Annotated in this window: 19 protein-coding genes; all 19 read right to left on the reverse strand. The window is 49.2% G+C overall.

Annotated features, from left to right (window positions below; genetic code table 11):
- Positions 1–31: 31 nt before the first annotated feature.
- The 19 genes from KO518_RS17150 to KO518_RS17240 all read right to left on the reverse strand — a co-directional run bounded on the left by KO518_RS17150 (position 32) and on the right by KO518_RS17240 (position 17,619).
- A complete protein-coding gene (locus KO518_RS17150; RefSeq protein WP_216027087.1) occupies positions 32–1,021 on the reverse strand; it encodes an NADP-dependent oxidoreductase in 990 nt (329 codons plus the stop codon).
- Positions 997–1,836 (reverse strand): alpha/beta fold hydrolase, encoded by an 840-nt coding sequence (locus tag KO518_RS17155; RefSeq protein ID WP_216027088.1) that lies wholly within the window; start codon positions 1,834–1,836, stop codon positions 997–999. Before KO518_RS17155 ends, KO518_RS17150 begins: the two co-directional genes overlap by 25 nt.
- Positions 1,833–3,401 (reverse strand): FAD-binding oxidoreductase, encoded by a 1,569-nt coding sequence (locus KO518_RS17160; protein ID WP_216027089.1) that lies wholly within the window; start codon positions 3,399–3,401, stop codon positions 1,833–1,835. Before KO518_RS17160 ends, KO518_RS17155 begins: the two co-directional genes overlap by 4 nt.
- Before the next feature lie 164 nt (positions 3,402–3,565).
- Positions 3,566–4,609, reverse strand: coding sequence for a CpcT/CpeT family chromophore lyase (locus KO518_RS17165; protein ID WP_216027090.1), 1,044 nt, complete (start codon positions 4,607–4,609; stop codon positions 3,566–3,568).
- Between the two features lie 80 nt (positions 4,610–4,689).
- Positions 4,690–5,850 (reverse strand): CaiB/BaiF CoA-transferase family protein, encoded by a 1,161-nt coding sequence (locus tag KO518_RS17170; protein WP_216027091.1) that lies wholly within the window; start codon positions 5,848–5,850, stop codon positions 4,690–4,692.
- Positions 5,851–5,852: 2 nt separating this feature from the next.
- Positions 5,853–7,049 carry a CaiB/BaiF CoA-transferase family protein gene (locus KO518_RS17175; RefSeq protein ID WP_216027092.1) on the reverse strand — a complete coding sequence of 399 codons (1,197 nt, stop codon included), beginning with the start codon at positions 7,047–7,049 and terminating at the stop codon, positions 5,853–5,855.
- On the reverse strand, positions 7,046–8,221 hold the full coding sequence (locus KO518_RS17180) for an acyl-CoA dehydrogenase family protein (RefSeq protein ID WP_216027093.1): 1,176 nt from the start codon (positions 8,219–8,221) through the stop codon (positions 7,046–7,048). The genes KO518_RS17175 and KO518_RS17180 overlap by 4 nt, the downstream gene beginning before the upstream one ends.
- Before the next feature lie 17 nt (positions 8,222–8,238).
- A complete protein-coding gene (locus KO518_RS17185) occupies positions 8,239–8,754 on the reverse strand; it encodes a MaoC family dehydratase (protein ID WP_216027094.1) in 516 nt (171 codons plus the stop codon).
- Between the two features lie 3 nt (positions 8,755–8,757).
- Positions 8,758–9,603, reverse strand: a complete 846-nt coding sequence (locus tag KO518_RS17190) for a CoA ester lyase (RefSeq protein WP_252736262.1) — start codon at positions 9,601–9,603, stop codon at positions 8,758–8,760.
- Positions 9,593–10,471: a polysaccharide deacetylase family protein gene (locus KO518_RS17195; RefSeq protein WP_216027095.1), complete on the reverse strand. Its 879-nt coding sequence runs from the start codon at positions 10,469–10,471 to the stop codon at positions 9,593–9,595. The genes KO518_RS17190 and KO518_RS17195 overlap by 11 nt, the downstream gene beginning before the upstream one ends.
- A gap of 68 nt (positions 10,472–10,539) precedes the next feature.
- Positions 10,540–11,382, reverse strand: a complete 843-nt coding sequence (locus tag KO518_RS17200; protein WP_216027096.1) for an SDR family NAD(P)-dependent oxidoreductase — start codon at positions 11,380–11,382, stop codon at positions 10,540–10,542.
- Positions 11,383–11,384: 2 nt separating this feature from the next.
- Positions 11,385–11,699, reverse strand: coding sequence for an REDY-like protein HapK (locus tag KO518_RS17205; protein WP_216027097.1), 315 nt, complete (start codon positions 11,697–11,699; stop codon positions 11,385–11,387).
- A gap of 192 nt (positions 11,700–11,891) precedes the next feature.
- The gene (locus KO518_RS17210; RefSeq protein ID WP_216027098.1) at positions 11,892–13,289 is read right to left on the reverse strand and encodes an aldehyde dehydrogenase family protein; all 1,398 of its coding nucleotides are present in this window, start codon (positions 13,287–13,289) and stop codon (positions 11,892–11,894) included.
- 1 nt (position 13,290) lies between these two features.
- The gene (locus KO518_RS17215) at positions 13,291–14,331 is read right to left on the reverse strand and encodes a nitrilase-related carbon-nitrogen hydrolase (RefSeq protein ID WP_216027099.1); all 1,041 of its coding nucleotides are present in this window, start codon (positions 14,329–14,331) and stop codon (positions 13,291–13,293) included.
- Positions 14,332–14,343: 12 nt separating this feature from the next.
- The gene (locus KO518_RS17220; RefSeq protein ID WP_216027100.1) at positions 14,344–14,634 is read right to left on the reverse strand and encodes a DUF1330 domain-containing protein; all 291 of its coding nucleotides are present in this window, start codon (positions 14,632–14,634) and stop codon (positions 14,344–14,346) included.
- A 13-nt stretch (positions 14,635–14,647) separates the two neighbouring features.
- Entirely contained in the window at positions 14,648–15,010 is a 363-nt protein-coding gene (locus KO518_RS17225; protein WP_216027101.1) for a hypothetical protein, read from the reverse strand.
- Between the two features lie 9 nt (positions 15,011–15,019).
- Positions 15,020–16,210, reverse strand: coding sequence for a class I SAM-dependent methyltransferase (locus KO518_RS17230; protein ID WP_252736263.1), 1,191 nt, complete (start codon positions 16,208–16,210; stop codon positions 15,020–15,022).
- On the reverse strand, positions 16,210–16,938 hold the full coding sequence (locus KO518_RS17235; RefSeq protein WP_216027103.1) for a hypothetical protein: 729 nt from the start codon (positions 16,936–16,938) through the stop codon (positions 16,210–16,212). Before KO518_RS17235 ends, KO518_RS17230 begins: the two co-directional genes overlap by 1 nt.
- Before the next feature lie 108 nt (positions 16,939–17,046).
- Entirely contained in the window at positions 17,047–17,619 is a 573-nt protein-coding gene (locus KO518_RS17240; protein WP_216027104.1) for a cytochrome b, read from the reverse strand.
- Between the last annotated feature and the right edge of the window lie 38 nt (positions 17,620–17,657).

Here is a 17,657-nt window from a genome sequence, read left to right on the forward strand (position 1 = left end):
CAGCGCCAACGCCTGATAAACCGGGCGTCGGCTATATCATTTTCACCAGTACTTTACCCAGGTTTTCCCCTCGCATAAGCTTACAAAATGCCGCGGGAGCGTTTTCAATGCCTGAAGTGATATCTTCTCGCATTATAAGCTTTCCAGCATTGACATCGTCAACGCAGTCATCAATGAATTCTTCTCTACGAGGTTCAAAATCATACACAACCAACCCGTATACCGTTGCACGTGATTTAATCCACAAGGCTGGCGAAGGCCCTGCCATACGTTCATTAGAATTGGTTTCTGCAATCATTCCACACAGAATAACCCTGGCTCCCACTGCTAGCCTCGCCGATACAGTGTGCAATAGCTCACCACCTACCAGATCAAAATAGATATCCACACCATTAGGACACAGTGTATCAAGTGTTGCTGCAACCTCTTCACGCTTGCGGTTAATGCAGTGGTCGTAACCGAGTGTGTCGATGGCATAGGCGACTTTTTCATCTGAGCCTACAATCCCAATCACCCGGCATCCTGCGCGCTTGGCGAGTTGCCCTGCGGTTGCGCCTACGGCGCCAGTCGCGGCGGGAATGACAATCACATCACCGGGTTTTGGCATCGCCTGCCATATGAGTCCGGCATATGCGGTTAAACCCGGCATGCCGAGAATTGACAACGCATGACTGATTTTCTTGATGTTGGTTACCGGAAAAAGCTGACTGTGGTGATGGACCGAAAAGGTTTGCCACCCTCCCATACAGCGCACGATGTCTCCTGTATGCCACTCAGGCGCTCTGCTATCCACCACTTCGCCCACCACTTCACCGAGCATGACGTCGCCGGGTTGAATGCTGCCTGATATATGGCGTCCCGCCAACTGACTACGCATATAGGGGTCAAGAGACAAATACCGTGTTTTCACCAACACCTGCCCTTCGGCCAATGCGGGCAGCGCGCTATTAACCACAGCGAAGTTAGCGGGGGCAGGAAACCCTTCCGGGTAACTGGCTAACGTAACCTGAGTATTTTGCATAGTTGTTCTGTCCGTGCTGCTAACCCGGCATCAGCTCGATGCAGAGCAATATTAGAGGGTAATGTAAGGTCGCGCAGACGCTCACAGTAATGATGAATCATGCTACTTTGCCAAAGCACAATGTCTGTAGTAACGCTAACAGCCTGCAGTTTTTCGGGCCTTTCGTTTTCCAGCGCTGCTTTGTAAGCCGACGCGTAATGCGGACCAGCTTTCAGGTAATCCATAAAGGTCGCCTGAATCACATCCAGATCAGGTTTCGGCGTATTCAACCGGGCTTGGGCAGAAGTGTCATACCACGGAAAGTACTCGAACAGTTGGTTTACCATTTTCCACGCTACTTGCAGATGCCCACCGTCGGCGCGAGGTGTTAGATCAGGGAAATAGTGTTCAAAAAAATCGGCCCGTTCTTCGTCAGTGAAAATCGCGCAGTTTTCCAAAATAAGTCGTTCGCACATAGCTGGATACAGCTTGCTAAACTCAATAGCAATTTGGGCCCCGGTTGCATTGCCATAAATTATGGCGGAACTAATACCAAGACCGGTTATAAACTCGCGCAAACAATCAGCGTATTCGTGTAAATTCCCCCCGTTTGATGGCAAGGCGTCAGAATCGCCATAGCCCGGGGTATCCCAGGCAATAATACGGTTACCCTCCGTCGCCAGCACTGACATAAGCGGCTGCATGAAACGAGAAGAGAGTGGCGATGGGTGCAATACAATAATCGGTGTGCCAGCACCGGTAATCTCTAAAAACCGGATATTAAGGGGTTGGCTATTTGCCAGCACAATAGATTGAAACCCGCAGTGCATGGTCATAGCGACAGCACCGTCGGATTGATTCGGTTATTAGGGTCAACGTACTGCTTAAGGTGCTTAAGCAATGCAAAGTTAGCACTGACAATGCCGTCTTTAAACGCATAGGTTTTACCTACCTGCATATGCACGCCACCTATTTTACTATACAGAGCGATTAGATCTTCGCGAATGGCCTGCACCGCTTTTGTTGCTTCCGGGTTAGCAGAAAAGCCTTTCACTTTTTTAATGTGACCAGGGTCGATGGCAAAGTGATGAAGCTCATGCAGTTCATCGGGCCAAAAAAATACCGGCTCCAATACGAATACATTGGTTGAAACCAGCGCTAACAGATACCCGATACCAATGGTGTACTTGTCGATACTGGCCCTATGTCTGGCAAAGACCGCCTCGGTTTCCTGATAAGCAATCACGGCTTTGGAATGGGGCACCAAAGTATGAACCGGCGCCCAACGCTCTCCATTTGGCCCTATCATGTTATTGACTGGCCCGAAGGGAGTTCCCCGCAATATGGTTGGAATGGTATTGGCAACTTCTGTAGCCTGGTGAGCCGCCGCAATTTTCCTGATGGCGTTTAGCTTATCGTCTATACCAGCCTGGGTTCTGTCTTCCACCCAGAAGTGTACTGACCATGCGTCGGCTTCGACAAAATTCCGACCAGCCAGCGCAACTTTCGCGCCCCGCTTCAGCGCATCGCCTAATCCGTTAGCCGATTTAAACACGCCGCCTAAGGATTTCATGTCAGCAGTCAACGATTCCCTTTTAAGTCGCTGAGCTTGCAGATAGGGGTCAAACCCACAGCATTCAGTCACCAGGTTTTGTCGCGCGACTTCAGACATCACTGCGGCTTGTTGCTCGAAATGACGAAAGCAAAAAGAGACACCGTCGCGGTGAGGTAAAGTAGGAACCAGTCTTAAGGTGATGTCTGTTTTTATTCCTAACGCGGAATTATCACAACAGAAAAGCCCGGTGAGATCAGGCCCGAAATGACGCATAAAAGGCGTACCGTTAACCTGTGCGGCACTGCCAGTATCAAGGATGGTTCCATCTGCAAGGCACACGGAAACAGACAGCACCGAATCAACAGAAAAGCCGTATTGGCCACTTCCCCAGAATATGGCGTTCTGCGACAATCCTCCGCCTACAGTGGCGCGAATACCAGATAAGGTTCCCCAGTAAGGCGTCCTATATCCAGTTTGCGCTAATGCCTCATGTAGCGCTTTCCATGTACACCCCGCCTGTACGGTGACGTACATATCCTGGGTGTTGATTTCCACTATGTTATTCAGGCCGGACATATCAACAATCACGGTATCCGGCTCTACCGGGACTAAGCCTTTGGTGTATGACATACCGCCACCGCGTGGAAGCACAGCAAAACCCGCCTCTGTAATGAATTTCACAGCCTGACTAAGCGCGGTAACCGATTGCGGCTGAATCACTGCACCCGCGGGAGCCTCCCGAGCGTATACATCCTGGGCATACAATACCTTACTGGCATTGTCAGTCAGCACATGTTGTTCACCAACAAGCTGACGAAGACCGGCGACGACTTCACTCAATAACATTATTAGGTACCTTCTTTTTTCTTGAGCCAAGCCACGCCCGGTAAATCCAACCGAATGCGTTGACCGAAGCGCTCACGTCCGCCAACAACAGCCCGGCATGAAAAATCGCCATTGCTCGTGATCGCGCTGCGTCAGTCTACTGATAGTCATAGTTGCCCACTTCACTAAAAACTAAAATGGGGGTTGTCTTGTTTTATTTTTAAACCGGCTTGCAACCAGCGCAGATTGATACCGGTCTTTACGTTATCTCTGTCACTCCAGATATAAGTGACGGTTTTTCCGCTTTGGTTATCAATAATACCCAGTTTGAGAATAGGGTCGGTTGTGCCCTGATACGTCAGCTGAGCCAGTTGCACCGAATACCCGGTTTCCAGCCCTGTTTTATCATCTATTAAGGGAACAATCTGCCCTTCATTGTGAATGGTAATGCTACGGGTAAACCCCCACTTCGCATCTTCAGGCGCACTTTGGCCGCCGAGTCTGTTGCCGCCCCAACCGGTGAAATAAGTCACTTTGCGGTTAATATGCGGGATCCCAGCTTTGTTTCCGAAAATACGATTACCTTGTGCGTCGTGTGCCTGGTCAGCAATCCATATTTCTTGTTCAGTCAGCCGCAATTCATCATTGAAATACATCATCTTGCCAGATCGCGACGATTTAATCGCACAAGCATTGTGTTCCATAGCGCCGTCAAAATAACGCCCGTTCCATGTCCAGTACACTTCGCACCCCGGAAACGTAGTGATTTCTTCTGGTGTCAAATTGGCATACAAAGCGGGATTTAAATGCGCATCGGTGAACTTTTTCTCGTTCTTGAAGCGATAGATATTGAGCTGAATAGCTCCTTTTTCCTCATTCCTGACAAACTGATACAAGCGCTGGCGATAAATTTTTGCCGGGTCACCATCCATGTATTGCTTCACATAATACGTTTGCCCTTCCAAAGCAGGCGTAGGCACCGGCGCAAATATATGATGGATATGTTCGTGAACTTGTAAGTCAGGCTGCTTTTGCTTGTCGATATTGTCCTGCCAATGCTGTTCATGGTTGTCGAATTCAGCAGCAAACCACTGATGAAACAGCGCTTCTTTGACCGGGTCCTCGGCTCTGCTCTGTGCAGTTTGTGCCACGGATAGATTTTGCTTAACAGAAGTGGCACAACCGGCCAATGTCGCCCCCAACAATATCGCGATTACTATTTTTGTCATTGTCGTATCCATCAAAAGTGTGACCCTCACTTTACTCACAGCCCACAAACGGGGTGAATGACCATTGTCAATTTCCCATGCTAAAGAAAGACGTTATCGGCTTTCATTTTGTCTATTTGTTCCCTTGAATAACCAATATCACGTAGCACTTCTTCCGTGTGCTCACTAAAACCCGGCAAGGTAAAACACGGTCTGGCGGGTTCCTGGTGGTACTTTATCGGCACACCAAGGTGATAATTCCCGCTTTCGTCGGTAAGTAACATTTCACGATGTTGTAAATGAGCATCTCTGATGGCGGTGTTGAGATCTCTCACCGGTGACCAACAGACATCCACCGCCGACAAGAAGTCACACCATTCGTCGAGTGTTTTCCCAGCAAATATTTCTACAAAGAATGCCTTAACCTGTGCCTGTGCGTCGCCCGGAGGCAAGGTGCAAAGTTCATACAAATCTTCACGCCCCAAGGCAACGAGCAAGTTGCGGGTAAACTTTAATTCTGAACCGCCCAAGGTGAGATACTTGTTATCTGCCGTTTTGTATATGTTGTACATGGCCGCACCGCCCCAACTTCGTTCTTCCTTAGGTTCGGGAGAGCGATTTTCTGCAAAGGGCGGCCCCATCACATTGGCGTACCAGGCAACCAGTGAATCCTGCATGGAAATATCAAGATAGTCACCATCACCCGTTTGTTGCTTGCGAAGAAGCGCCATCAAAATACCAGAGAAGGCCATTAAACTTCCCGCCATGTCTGCCACTGGCATGGCGGGCTGAGCAGGCTGCCCGTCCATCCCCTCATTAATTGACACCGCGCCGGAATCGGCCTGTATGCTTAAATCATGAGCAGGTTGAAGTCGTTTAGGTCCTGTTTGTCCGTAGGCAGAAACAGAACAATAAACGATGCCTGGATTTACGGCTTTAACAGCGTCATACCCAATACCCAGTCGATCGACAACCCCGGGTCTGAAGGCTTCAACCAACACGTCCACCTCGCCACACAACCTCAAAAAGGCCTGCTTACCCGCTTCAGATTTCAGATTGAGATTGATGGATTTTTTACCCCGGAAAACATTGCGAAACCACACAGATTCGCCGTTTTGCTTCAATCCAACATGTCGCACAGGTTCGCCGCCCGGTGGCTCAAGGCTAATCACCTCTGCACCGTGGTCTGCCATCATCATGGTAAAGTGAGGACCGGGTAAAAACAACGACAAATCAAGTACTTTAATGCCTTCCAACTTCATGACTACAGCGCTCCCTGACGCTTAAGTTCAGCCACTTCGTCGTTGCTGTAACCAAGCTCAGCCATTAATTCATCCGTATTATTACCCATGCTGCCACAGGCCTTGCCCTGTAAACGCTGGCCGTCCATTTTTATTGGATTACCGAGAATTTCCATATGTGAATTTTGCGGGTGCGGTACCTGCCGAACCATCCCGATATCCCGTACGTAAGGGTTATTCATGGCCTGAGGTAAATCGTAGACAGGCGCGCAAGGGATCTTGCCCTTCAACAATGCCAGCCAGTAGTCAGTATCCTGAGCCGACAAAACCCGATCGAACTCCTGGGTGAGGATATCGCGGTTTTCCCGTCGTTGTGCCACAGTACTAAACCTCGTCTCTTTCAGTACAGCGTCATCCAGTAATGTCATGAGAATGTCCCAAAACTTGTCTGTCATTGCCATGAGGAAAATAAAACTGTCTTTCGTTTTATACAACTGACACGGCACGGTAGCAGGGTGCGCTGATCGCGCGACACGGGTGGTAATGTGACCTTCATTTAAATACCAGGTAGCCGGATAGGAAAGCTGATGCAATGCCACATCGAAAAGAGACACGTCCACATCCCTCCCCCGACCTGTGCGATAAGCGCCCAACAACCCCGCCGTTAAACCAAGTGATGCCACCGCGCCTGTCATGAAATCTACCATGGATACGCCAAACCGCGCCGGCGCTTGATCAGGCTCACCGGTGAGCGACATTAGCCCTGCTTCTGCTTGCATGAGATAGTCATAGCCCGGCCAATTAGCACGGTCATTGTCTCGTCCGTAAGCAGATAAATGACCGCAGACAATTTTAGGGTTGATGTGTTTGAGCGCGTCGTAGGTAATTCCCAGTTTTTCCGGCTGATCGCCTCTGAGGTTATTAGTTACCGCATCAGCAGTTTTCACCAAGGCTTCAAAAACCTTGCGCCCCTCTGCTGATTTTAGGTTCAACGTGATACTTTTCTTATTCAGATTGAAAGTTTGAAAGAAGTAACTGTCATTTTCACCTAAGAAAAACGGCCCTGTCTGACGGGACACATCACCCCCAATTTGTGGGTTTTCCACTTTTATCACTTCTGCGCCCATGTCGGATAAAAACATGGAACCGTAAGGGCCAGCGCCGTATTGCTCAACAGCAATGATACGAACGCCATCCAGGGGGAGTGCGGGCGTAGTCATATTTTGTACCGCTCCACCAGTTGTTTGGAGATAATAATGCGTTGCATTTCGTTGGTTCCCTCACCAATACACATCAGCATGGCATCGCGATAAAAACGCTCAATGTCATATTCCACTGAATAACTGTAACCACCAAAAATGCGCATAGCTTCATTGGCGCAAAAAACACCCGCTTCAGAACCAAAGTACTTGGCCATGCCGGCCTCCATGTCACATCGCTCACCAGAATCGTATTTATTTGCGGCTTGTTCGATGAGTAACCTGGCAGCTTCCACCTTGGTTGCCATTTCACCCAGCTTCAACTGAATTGCCTGATGATTCGCAATTGGCTTGCCGAACGTTTCCCGTTCCTGTGCATAGCGCACGGCCAGTTCCATGGCGCCTTTTGCAATGCCAGCTCCGCGAGCTGCTACATTAATTCTGCCGAGTTCCAAGCCTCCTACAGCCTGAATAAACCCTTTGCCTTCTTCCCCGCCAACCAGGTTATCTGCGGGTACGCGAAAATTAGTGAAAACCACCTCGCAGGTATCAATAGCGCGATAGCCCAGCTTTTTCATCTTTATCACCTCAATGCCGGGCAAGTAGTTGTCGTCGGCATCTTTGGTTTCTATGAAAAACATGGATGTGCCTTTGTGGCGAGGCTCAATGTCAGTATTGGTTTTCACGAGTACAGCAAGAGAGTTGCCATGCAAAGAGTTGGTGATCCAGGTTTTCGCGCCGTTGATGATATAGTCGTCACCATCTCGCACAGCAGTCGTTCGAATTGCCTGTAAATCACTGCCTGCATTGGGTTCCGTTAAGGCAATGCCGCCACGGAGCTCTCCTTCTACCATACGCGGTAAAATTCGCGCTTTTTGCTCCTCAGTACCGCAACGCTCGATAAGAGAGGCCTGAATGAGGTGTGAATTAAATATACCTCCCGGCGCCATCCATGCTGAAGCCACTTTAATGACAATTTTGGCGTAAATAGACGCGGGCAATCCCATGCCGCCGTAGTCCTGAGAAATGGTTGCACCAAACAACCCCAGCGACTTCATTTGCTCTACCAGCTGGTGAGGATATTTATCCTCCTGATCATATTCTTTCGCTATGGGCCGTACATCGTTTTCTACCCACTTATCAATCATATCCAGAATGGCAACTTCATCTTCTTTTGACCAGACTTCTGACATCACAATGTCCTTCTATGTTAATCGATGAGATCTTCAACGGCATGGCCGGTTTTGGCGATAAGCATCTTGCGCACAAACTGGCAAACCTGTACGCCATCCTGATTCTTCCCAATGGTTCGAATAGTCACGATGCCCTGCGTTGGACGGGATTTGGACTCCCGCTTTTCCAGCACCTCGGACTCGGCGTATAAGGTGTCGCCAGCAAATAGCGGATGGGTCATTCGAATGTCATCCCAGCCCAGATTTGCGATGGCTTTTTGACTACAATCCGTCACGCTCATTCCCACCATCAGTGCAACGGTAAGTGGCGAGCAAACAATGGTGCGTCCGAACTCAGATTTTTTCGCAAATTCCTCATCGAAATGCATGGGATGGGTATTCATGGTCATCAGCGTGAACATGTGATTTTCTGTTTCGGTGATGGTTTTCCCAGGGCGATGCTCGTAAACATCACCCACGTGGAAATCTTCAAAGTAACGTCCAAACGTCTCCCGGTAACGGTTTTCACCGACTTTCTTTACACTCTGTACCATCTGTTATTCCTCATTCACGTGTTCATTGTCAGCGGCGCTTGCCAGCTGAAGTGTTCTCTTCGCCGCCAAAATAATGGGCCGGTCGACCATTTGACCATTCACCACCACCACACCTGCATCGTCTTGTCCATTCACGGCATTCTGGATGGCGCGCGCTTTTTCAATTTGTGCGTCTGTGGGACAAAAGGCGCGGTGTATCGTGTTAATTTGGCACGGGTGAATAGCCGCTTTAGCAGTAAAGCCCAGCGCTTTAATTTTTTGTGTTTCTGCCAGGAGCCCGGCGTCATCTTTAATATCCACAAAGGGCACATCAATCAGATCTACACCCGCCTTAGCTGCCGCCAGAACCAGTTGGCTGCGAGTGTGCAGTAGCGGCTCATAGGAAAAATCGCAGCGTAACTCTGCCGACATATCAGCGCCCCCGAACATCAGCGCTGCGACCCTGTCTGAACGGGCGGCGATGTTGGCTGCCTGTGCGAGACCCTCAATAGTTTCAATCAGCGCAATGATGCGGGTTTCGGTATTCTCCAACTGTTCACAAGCATTATCGATGTGCTCTACTGAATCGCATTTAGCCAACATGACAAACTGCGGCTGTACTTTGGCTAGTGAGACTAAATCGTCGACACCTAATGGAGAAGATAAGGGGTTAACACGAACACATAGCTTTCGGCCGAATTGTCTGACTGCGCTACTGGCAGCTTCCCGTGCCGTGTGCTTATCGCTGGGAAGTACAGCGTCTTCTAGGTCGATACACACCAGATCTGCGCCAGCGTTTAATGCTTTTTCAAAACGCTCGGGTTTAGAACCCGGCACAAATAACAATGAGCGAATAAGGTTATTCATCATGACCGCCCGGTTTGGTCACCTGTTTTTGAAAATGTGTTGCGATGTCCTGACGAGTGGCAAACCAGACACCTGGCTTACTTTTGACGTACTCGAAAAAAGCCTTTAGCGCCCAAATGCGGCCAGGTCTGCCAATAATGCGTAAGTGCAGCCCAAGACTCATCATCCGGGTTTGCGTTTCACCTTCCTCATACAGCACGTCAAATGTATCTTTGGCGTATTTGAGCCAGGCTTCCGGTGTATAAGATGGTGCTACCCACATTTTCATATCGTTGGAATCAAGGGCGTAAGGAACAATCACCATAGGCTCTTGCGACCCCTCTACGGCGTCCCAAAAGGGCTTGTCTCCACTGTAATCATCCATGTGGTAAAGAAACCCTTCTTCCTGTAATAGGCGCCGGGTGTTCTCGGTCAACAAATAACGGGATAGCCAACCGTAAGGACGCTGCCCGGTGGTTTTTTCAATACTCGCCACGGCATCCTGAATGAATTGTCGTTCTTGCGCTTCGTTCATGCGAAACTGATGTACCCAACGATAACCATGAGAGCAGGCTTCGTCGCCCCGGGCGGCAATGGCTTTCGCCAGATAGGGCGCGCGCTCAAGAGACACGGCCGCTGCTGTCCAGGTTGCACGCACGCCATATTCATCCAACAAACGAATGATACGAGGCCCGCCTTCATTAATGCCATACTGGTAATTCGACTCATTGCCGTAGTTACGCATTGGCTTTTTCAGGTGTACTTGTAATTCATCGACAGGCTCCATACCTTTGTCGCCATCTTTTACGGAATACTCAGACCCTTCTTCCACATTGACAACAATGGACATTGCCAGTCGGGCGTTGCCCGGCCATTCATAATCTTTAGTCATATCGCTTCTTTCACTCATGTAGTGTTCGCCGTGGACAAGACGTCGCCGCGTAAACGACGCCATGGGCTTTAGTGGTATTCTTCTCCGCCGGATACATTCATACTTTCTCCGGTGATATAGCTCGCTTCATCTGAGCACAAGAACGCGCAAGCTTTGGCGATGTCTTCCTGCATACCAGGGCGTCCCAGTGGAATGCGGGCTTTCATGTCCTCCATGTACTTCTCATGCCCTTTTCCGGTTACACCGGAGAAATGTGCGTTTTGCCACGCGCCGAGGCCTGTGGTCACGTGATTGGGACAAATCTGATTCACGGTAATATGATGTGGCCCCAATTCCAGCGCAGCCGTGCGGGTTAAGCCATTCATGCCGTGTTTGGAAGTGGTGTAGGCGGATGCGTGTGGGAAAGCAGATTTCGATGCCTGAGAGCCAATGTTGATGATCCGGCCTCCCTTACCTTGCTCAACCATCATTTCTGCGGCGTATTTGACGCCTAAAAACGCGCCGCGTAAATTGACGTTCATCACCGCGTCCCATTCGCTTACATCCATGTCCAAAATGGGTTTCATCAAATACCCAATGCCAGCATTGTTAACCCAGATATCAAGGCTGCCATAAGTATCTACTGCAAACTGCGCGGCACCTTTGACTTCTTCCGGACTCATGACATTGCAGATATAGCTGCTGGCTTCTCCGCCAGCGGATTTAATTTCCTCAACGATTTGCTGCATCTCTTTGGTAGTGCCAATAGCATCTTCTGGCATCAACTGCCCTTGAGCACTACCAATATCGGTGATCACAACTTTACAGCCCTCTTCCGCAAGTCTTTTTGCCATGGCTTCGCCCAGCCCTTTGTGACGACCGGCGCCGGTAATCAATGCCACCTTGTCCGCGAGTTCCGGATATTTAGCCATGATTATGCTCCTAGCTTTGAAGTCAGAATAAACATCGGATTGTCAGCGAAGGACTGAAACTCAGCGGCCACGTTTTGCATAACGTCAGTAGAGACATCCTTGCCAAACTGCTCCATATCGTTGACATCAATAATTTCTACATAGGCATAGGGCGGCGTGGCTTCAGACATCAACAAACCTTCTGCTTTTAGCACATCGAATCTGTCTACAGACGGCAACCTACCAGCTGCAGGCATATCAGTTTCCCTTGCCCATTTTTGATAAACCGCTTCATCAACGCCGGGTTTGAGGTTAAATAACACAACGATAGTTGTCATAGGGATGTCCTTGCTGTGAGGTTATTTCTTATTTAAATTTGTACGGACAAATTTATTAATAGCAGTGTGTAAAGTCAACGAGAGCAAGGATGCAAGGCAGGGGGAAATTGACAATTCTCAAATCGTCGCAACGGGTGAAAAAATTCGGCACTATTTGTGTTGTACGCGCCGGGAGTAAGCTTGCAAACCGGGTTAAAACCACCATGGCGATGGCGTACCGGTGTTGCGGATAAATGCTTTTTTCCTGACAAACCGCATGATGGCATCTTTCCCCATTCTCGAGCCCCCCATTCCCGACAACTTAAACGACTGTTTTTCCGCTTCGTGAACCAGAGCGGTTAACGATGCGTCGTTGATACTCACAGCACCTGCGTGTAACTGTGATGCAATACTGTAAGCGCGATCCAGGTTGCGGCTGAATACCGCCGCCGAGAGCCCGTATTCCGTATCATTGGCTTTCTGTACTGCCTGCGCATCGGACGTCACCACCACTACCGGCAAAATAGCGGCAAAGGTCTCTTCCTTAAGTACTTTCATTTCATCGGTAACGTTGTGCAAGAGCGTTGGCTGGCAGTAGGCACCGCCACCTAACTCGACGACTTCACCGCCACAAAGGACTTTGGCCCCTTTTTCCTTTGCATCTGCCAACTGACCCTTAACAATGTCAATTTGTGCAGACGAGATAATGGGACCAATGTGCCCTGCGGTGACATCTGGGAAGTTGTGTTTTAGGTTTTGCACACAGTTTGTGAGTTTTTCGATAAAGACCTCAGCCACCTTTTCATGCACGTAAACACGCTCCAAGCTCATGCATGACTGCCCGGCATTCACCATACTCCCCCAACACAATGCGCTGGCTGCAACATCCAGGTCGGCGTCTTCACAGACGATCGCAGGATCTTTCCCACCCAGCTCGAGGAAGGCGGGAATAAACCGCTGCGCACACCTTTGCGCTACTTTGCGCCCGGTGGTAACGGAGCCAGTAAAACAAGTTACGTCCACTGTATCTATCAGTGCCTGCCCTGTTTCACCGGTGCCGGTGACCACGTCAAACACCCGGTGTAAAGCCGGAACACTGGCCAGTACCTGACGAAATGGCGAAACGAATCTGGAAGTGACTTCACTGGGTTTGAGCAACACTGAACACCCCGCCAGTAACGCGGGAATGGTATCGACCATCGACAACAGCAAAGGAAAATTCCAAGGGCTTATCACGCCCACACACTGGTAGGGCAAATAAGACTGGGTGATTTCCAGAAAGGGGATCTGCCCTGCTCTGGCCGGGGGCATTGAAAGTAACACTGCGGCATCACCACACCAGCGTTTGATGTTATTGATAACCACATCCACTTCCAGTACCGATTCATGATATCGACCGGTGTCGGTCACCAGAGCATCTATGAGCGTTGCTCTGGCATCGCCTAGCGCCGCAGCAAAATCACTTAACACAGCAATTCGGTGCTGTACGGTTGCGCGTTCCCACTCAGGTTGACTGGCGCGAAGTAAAGCGGCTTTTTTGTGGATGAGCTCTGTACTACAGACTTCCAACTCAAAATCTGCTTCACCCGTTCTCGGGTTGCGTATTTGCATATTATTCCTTTATCACTCCGGTTTTCCGAAGGCGTGCGATGGTGTCACTTTGAGTTTGCATAAAATGGCTTCGCTCAACGGTTTTCATATCACCATTTTCATTTAGCATGGTATTTGCCGGGTATACCTCCTGCTTGTAAAAGGGTACAAATAACTCATTTCGCTGCCTCGACAATAAATTACCCATACCCGGCTTATTGCGATAGCGACGCAGCGCAGCAAGATCAATTTCGCTGTTGGCCACCATAGATTCTCCCATAGCAGCTTCAATCATGACTTCCCCTTTAAAATTCACCAGCTTGGAAAGACCGTCTGTGGATTCCGCCGGGAAATCGATATCTGCAATGCCGGCAGAATTTGCCGAAACAACATAAGCGAGGTTTTCCTGTGCTCTTGCTCGTTTCGCAATGTCTTTCGGTGTGAGGTTTGGTGCTCCTACCTCTGACGAAGAGTGCAAGAACACCTCTGCTCCCTGCATACCGAGCGCACGAGCGATTTCCGGATACAGAATTTCCTCCGACGCAATGGTAGCCAGGTTCCCTAACGGCGTTTGTGCAACGGGGAATAGCCCTTCTAAGCCATAGATATCAAGGTATTTATCAAGTACATCGTGAGGTGTAGGTGCAAACATTGACACCAGTCGGCGATAACGATGTATACAGTTACCTGTATCATCGAGAATGAAGCTTGTTTGGAAATATAAACCGGGAAAATGATCGTCCAGTTCATACAAGTTGCCTGACAAATAGATGCCGTTGTCCTGTGCAATTCTGCCGAGTAATGCGTATTCTTTGCCTTCGGGTATTATGCAGGCTTTTTGTTGCCAATGGGCAAAGCTCTCACCCATTGGGAAACCCGTCAAAAAATATTCGGGTAACACCACCAGTTTAACCCCTGGACCGACAAACCCTTTAGCGCCGCGAATATGTCGGCCCACACGGTCAATATTTGCGTTTATTTTATCTCTGGCATCTTCGGTGGAAAGACGATTCACTGCAAAACACCGGGTTTGCAACGCCATTGCGGTATAAGCTTGCGACATACATGTGACTCCTTATTTCAACCCGTCAACGAGCATGATATTAAAATCTCCCGTTCCCGCTCGTAGACCAATGGCCTGCTGGTATGCCGACGAATGCCAAAAGGCTTTTGCCGCTTCTTTCGATGACCACTTTGATATCACTACGCTTCCCGGACAGCTATCACCTTCGATCCACTCCGGCGAACCATCCATGACCACATACTCACCACCAAACTGTTCGATGAGCTGCGGGACCAGGTCGGTATAATCCTTAAAGCGAGACCAGTCAGTCACCGTTGCCTGTACAATCAAATACGCTGCCACAATTGTCGCCTTCTCATTCAGGATGCCTGGTTAAAATGTCTTGCACCTCTTGAACAGACAAGTCATTCACCGCTAAAGCCTCTCTGTCTTGCTGCAAAATTCGCAGTATTCGGGCGAGGTACTCTTGGGTTTGCAGACTACGCCGCGCGACCTCTTCAGCGTTGGGTTTGTAGTGCTCCACTTCCTCTCGACTAATAACGCCTTTTTCTTCAAGGAGACATTCCAGCGTATCAATGCGCTCTCTGGCTACAGCCAACTCCATTGCCAACGCCATGGTAATTGACAGGGTTTGCTCGGTTTGCTTGTCAGCCAGAAAATACGGTCGCTTTCCTTTGGCTTTTGTGCCGGCTAAGTTTACTTTGTCTATATCTGCCATGATTTCCCCTTACTTTTTCCATAGCCCAAACGCATTCCACACCGGAGCCCGGCCGTAATCTTCACCGTTGTTCTTTGCTTTTGGTTTGCCAAATACCTTTTCGTCCACAAAAGACACGATACCGACTTCGAACATATCCTCTGCGGCGAACCCGGCTGCAGAAAGTTGTTCAGCCAGATCCATATCGTGCATGGGCCCCCAAAAAGGTTCGTTGTTGAAGTAGGTGTCCCAGTCGCGAATGAATTGTTCGTATATGTCCATGCCGTCGTATTGCGGCTGCTCCAGGTGTAGTGTGAGCCCTTTGGGTTTGAGCAGCCGATGTATTGTCTTTAAGATATTTGGCATTGCGGTGCAGGAGGTTTCATGCCAAAACATGGCGGTGGTGATCAGGTCAAAACTCTCGTCTTCGAACTCAGGCAGCGATTCTGCATTTGCCTGCTTAAATATAATGTTGTCTACACCCAAAGACTTTGCCCTAGCATGGGCGTAGCGCAAACTTGGTCTGGCAACATCAATGGCGATAACCTCGGCATCGGGAAATGCCTGCGCCAGTGGCACAGCATTGTGGCCTACAGTACAACCAATATCGAGAATGCGTTTAGGCGAAAAATCGGGATGGTGAGTTTTCAACCAATTGCCTATGCCCTGACCACCACCATCGCTCAGTGCTCCTAAAAGCCCTGCAGTGGTAACAAATAACCCTAAATCATAACTGGCCGCTACGGTCACATCACCCTGAAAATACTCGGTGTAGTAGCACCCCGGCTGGCAGTGGATATCGACCAGCCCTACATTATCCGGAATAGTGACTTCATCATCGAGTTGCAACGTAGGCGCGTTGTGATTCAGCTCGTTAACTTTGCTTACCAAGGGCTCGATTTGTCGCAACACTTGAGCTCGCCCAGCTTGTTGACGCATTTCCATGGTATTCCTGCGCAAAGCTGACCACATTTGAAAATAGCTATTTTGCAACATGGCTTCTCGCAGTTCATGGCGATCAGACGGCGCTCTGCCATTGGCCCATACAAACTCAGGTTTCACCTCGCTTTCGAAAGCTTGTTTTATGCCTGGTACCACACTGCTGCTTAAATGCACATTTAAGTGCGTGAGGAAATTCAACCGAGCCACTTCGTCGTGGTTAGCATGGGGAAATACGTCGTGTTTTGTTAACACATCCCAGGTGGGTAACGCTTTTGTCATCACAAGGCACCTTCAATAATTTGATAGTCAGCAAGCTCATAGTGGGTTTGCATGTAGCCCTCCACGCCGGCTTTTAAGAACATGTAGTCTTCATCAGCAGTACACCACAAGTTATAGGGAGGGTGCTCCTCGGGAAGATTGCCAGCAGTATCCACAAGTTGAAAATGCCTGGCTTTGAAGCGCCCGGCCTTTATTGTCACAACGTCCTCTCCCACGTAACGAATGCCGAAGCCAGTTTTAAATAACAAGGGACCTGTCGCGCCGCGATGATCAGGAGAAGTAAGAAACAGATTGGGAAAAAATGTTTTGCCAGGGCCACTTTTTAGATCGTAAAGGCGCATGAGCAAAGCATCGCCTACTATGGGATGAGCCTGCAGCCACTTTACCGGTTTGTCTATTTCAACCTTCTGGCTTATCCGACCATCCCTTTGATTGTGAGTCTCACATTCAACGGCTTGCTTGCCAAAGCGCATCCAGCCAGATCCCTCGTAGCGATCGCCCACGGTAAGCCTGACAGAACAATCTATGGGGCTGGAATCAGCATTCATGGCGAGTACCACGTCACGTATCACATTTGGCGTATCGTCAATTTCACAATGCGCCTGCAGTACCTGCGTGCCATCGGCTTGCTGTGTCAGCGTAAAATACTCTCTGCCGCGCTCCTTATCCATGCGCTCAGGCTGTTTACTGGTGTACTGAATAGTGCCTCTTATAGTTCTGTGTACCATTGGCTTAACTCGTTTTTGTGCGACTGACTACGACAATAATTTACGCTGAAAATAAGTCGTTGACGTTTGTCAAAAAGCTCACCAGAGACCGATTAATTAGCACTGCATTTACGGTAGCTTGGAAAAAGGGAGCATTCGCTTTAGCACGTTGTCTTTAACCACAAAATGGTGCCACATTGCAGCGACAACATGCGCCACCAGTAAAACAACTAACGCCCACGACAGATAAAAGTGAACCCAGTAAAACACAGTGACAGAAAGCTTACTTTTTTCGATGAAATTCGGAATGAGGAACCAGCCCCAGAAATAGGTTTTCGCGCCATTGCCCATAGACGCAAACCACCCCATTAATGGCACTGTGAAAATAAGAAAGTACAACAGCCTGTGCGCCCATGTGGCCAACGTATGTGTGAGTGTCGACTCACTATTAAGGCGAGCTGGCACAACCTTATACCGGGTTAACCACACAAAGCGCATGACCACGAGAATTAATGCGGTAATCCCCAGAGACTTGTGTAGCGGCATAAGTTGTAGCCACAACTCAAACGCGCCTGGCTGGCCTTCTTCCAGTGTGGAAATCCACAAACCAACAGTGATGGCAGCAATAATCACTACAGCTGAGATCCAGTGGATAATAACACTGACACTTCCCCAGCGCTTTTCTGAGTTTTTTATTTGCATGGGAATATCCAATAAAGCCGAACTACAACGCCATTTCG

This window comes from Aestuariibacter sp. A3R04, assembly GCF_018860805.1.
Lineage (GTDB): Bacteria > Pseudomonadota > Gammaproteobacteria > Enterobacterales > Alteromonadaceae > Alteromonas.

What these genes read in the sequence shown, in the direction of transcription:
- KO518_RS17150 (WP_216027087.1), bottom strand. Translation starts at nt 1,021, where the DNA reads ATGCAAAATACTCAGGTTACGTTAGCCAGTTACCCGGAAGGGTTTCCT.
- KO518_RS17155 (WP_216027088.1), bottom strand. Translation starts at nt 1,836, where the DNA reads ATGACCATGCACTGCGGGTTTCAATCTATTGTGCTGGCAAATAGCCAA.
- KO518_RS17160 (WP_216027089.1), bottom strand. Translation starts at nt 3,401, where the DNA reads ATGTTATTGAGTGAAGTCGTCGCCGGTCTTCGTCAGCTTGTTGGTGAA.
- KO518_RS17165 (WP_216027090.1), bottom strand. Translation starts at nt 4,609, where the DNA reads ATGACAAAAATAGTAATCGCGATATTGTTGGGGGCGACATTGGCCGGT.
- KO518_RS17170 (WP_216027091.1), bottom strand. Translation starts at nt 5,850, where the DNA reads ATGAAGTTGGAAGGCATTAAAGTACTTGATTTGTCGTTGTTTTTACCC.
- KO518_RS17175 (WP_216027092.1), bottom strand. Translation starts at nt 7,049, where the DNA reads ATGACTACGCCCGCACTCCCCCTGGATGGCGTTCGTATCATTGCTGTT.
- KO518_RS17180 (WP_216027093.1), bottom strand. Translation starts at nt 8,221, where the DNA reads ATGTCAGAAGTCTGGTCAAAAGAAGATGAAGTTGCCATTCTGGATATG.
- KO518_RS17185 (WP_216027094.1), bottom strand. Translation starts at nt 8,754, where the DNA reads ATGGTACAGAGTGTAAAGAAAGTCGGTGAAAACCGTTACCGGGAGACG.
- KO518_RS17190 (WP_252736262.1), bottom strand. Translation starts at nt 9,603, where the DNA reads ATGATGAATAACCTTATTCGCTCATTGTTATTTGTGCCGGGTTCTAAA.
- KO518_RS17195 (WP_216027095.1), bottom strand. Translation starts at nt 10,471, where the DNA reads ATGACTAAAGATTATGAATGGCCGGGCAACGCCCGACTGGCAATGTCC.
- KO518_RS17200 (WP_216027096.1), bottom strand. Translation starts at nt 11,382, where the DNA reads ATGGCTAAATATCCGGAACTCGCGGACAAGGTGGCATTGATTACCGGC.
- KO518_RS17205 (WP_216027097.1), bottom strand. Translation starts at nt 11,699, where the DNA reads ATGACAACTATCGTTGTGTTATTTAACCTCAAACCCGGCGTTGATGAA.
- KO518_RS17210 (WP_216027098.1), bottom strand. Translation starts at nt 13,289, where the DNA reads ATGCAAATACGCAACCCGAGAACGGGTGAAGCAGATTTTGAGTTGGAA.
- KO518_RS17215 (WP_216027099.1), bottom strand. Translation starts at nt 14,331, where the DNA reads ATGTCGCAAGCTTATACCGCAATGGCGTTGCAAACCCGGTGTTTTGCA.
- KO518_RS17225 (WP_216027101.1), bottom strand. Translation starts at nt 15,010, where the DNA reads ATGGCAGATATAGACAAAGTAAACTTAGCCGGCACAAAAGCCAAAGGA.
- KO518_RS17230 (WP_252736263.1), bottom strand. Translation starts at nt 16,210, where the DNA reads ATGACAAAAGCGTTACCCACCTGGGATGTGTTAACAAAACACGACGTA.
- KO518_RS17235 (WP_216027103.1), bottom strand. Translation starts at nt 16,938, where the DNA reads ATGGTACACAGAACTATAAGAGGCACTATTCAGTACACCAGTAAACAG.
- KO518_RS17240 (WP_216027104.1), bottom strand. Translation starts at nt 17,619, where the DNA reads ATGCAAATAAAAAACTCAGAAAAGCGCTGGGGAAGTGTCAGTGTTATT.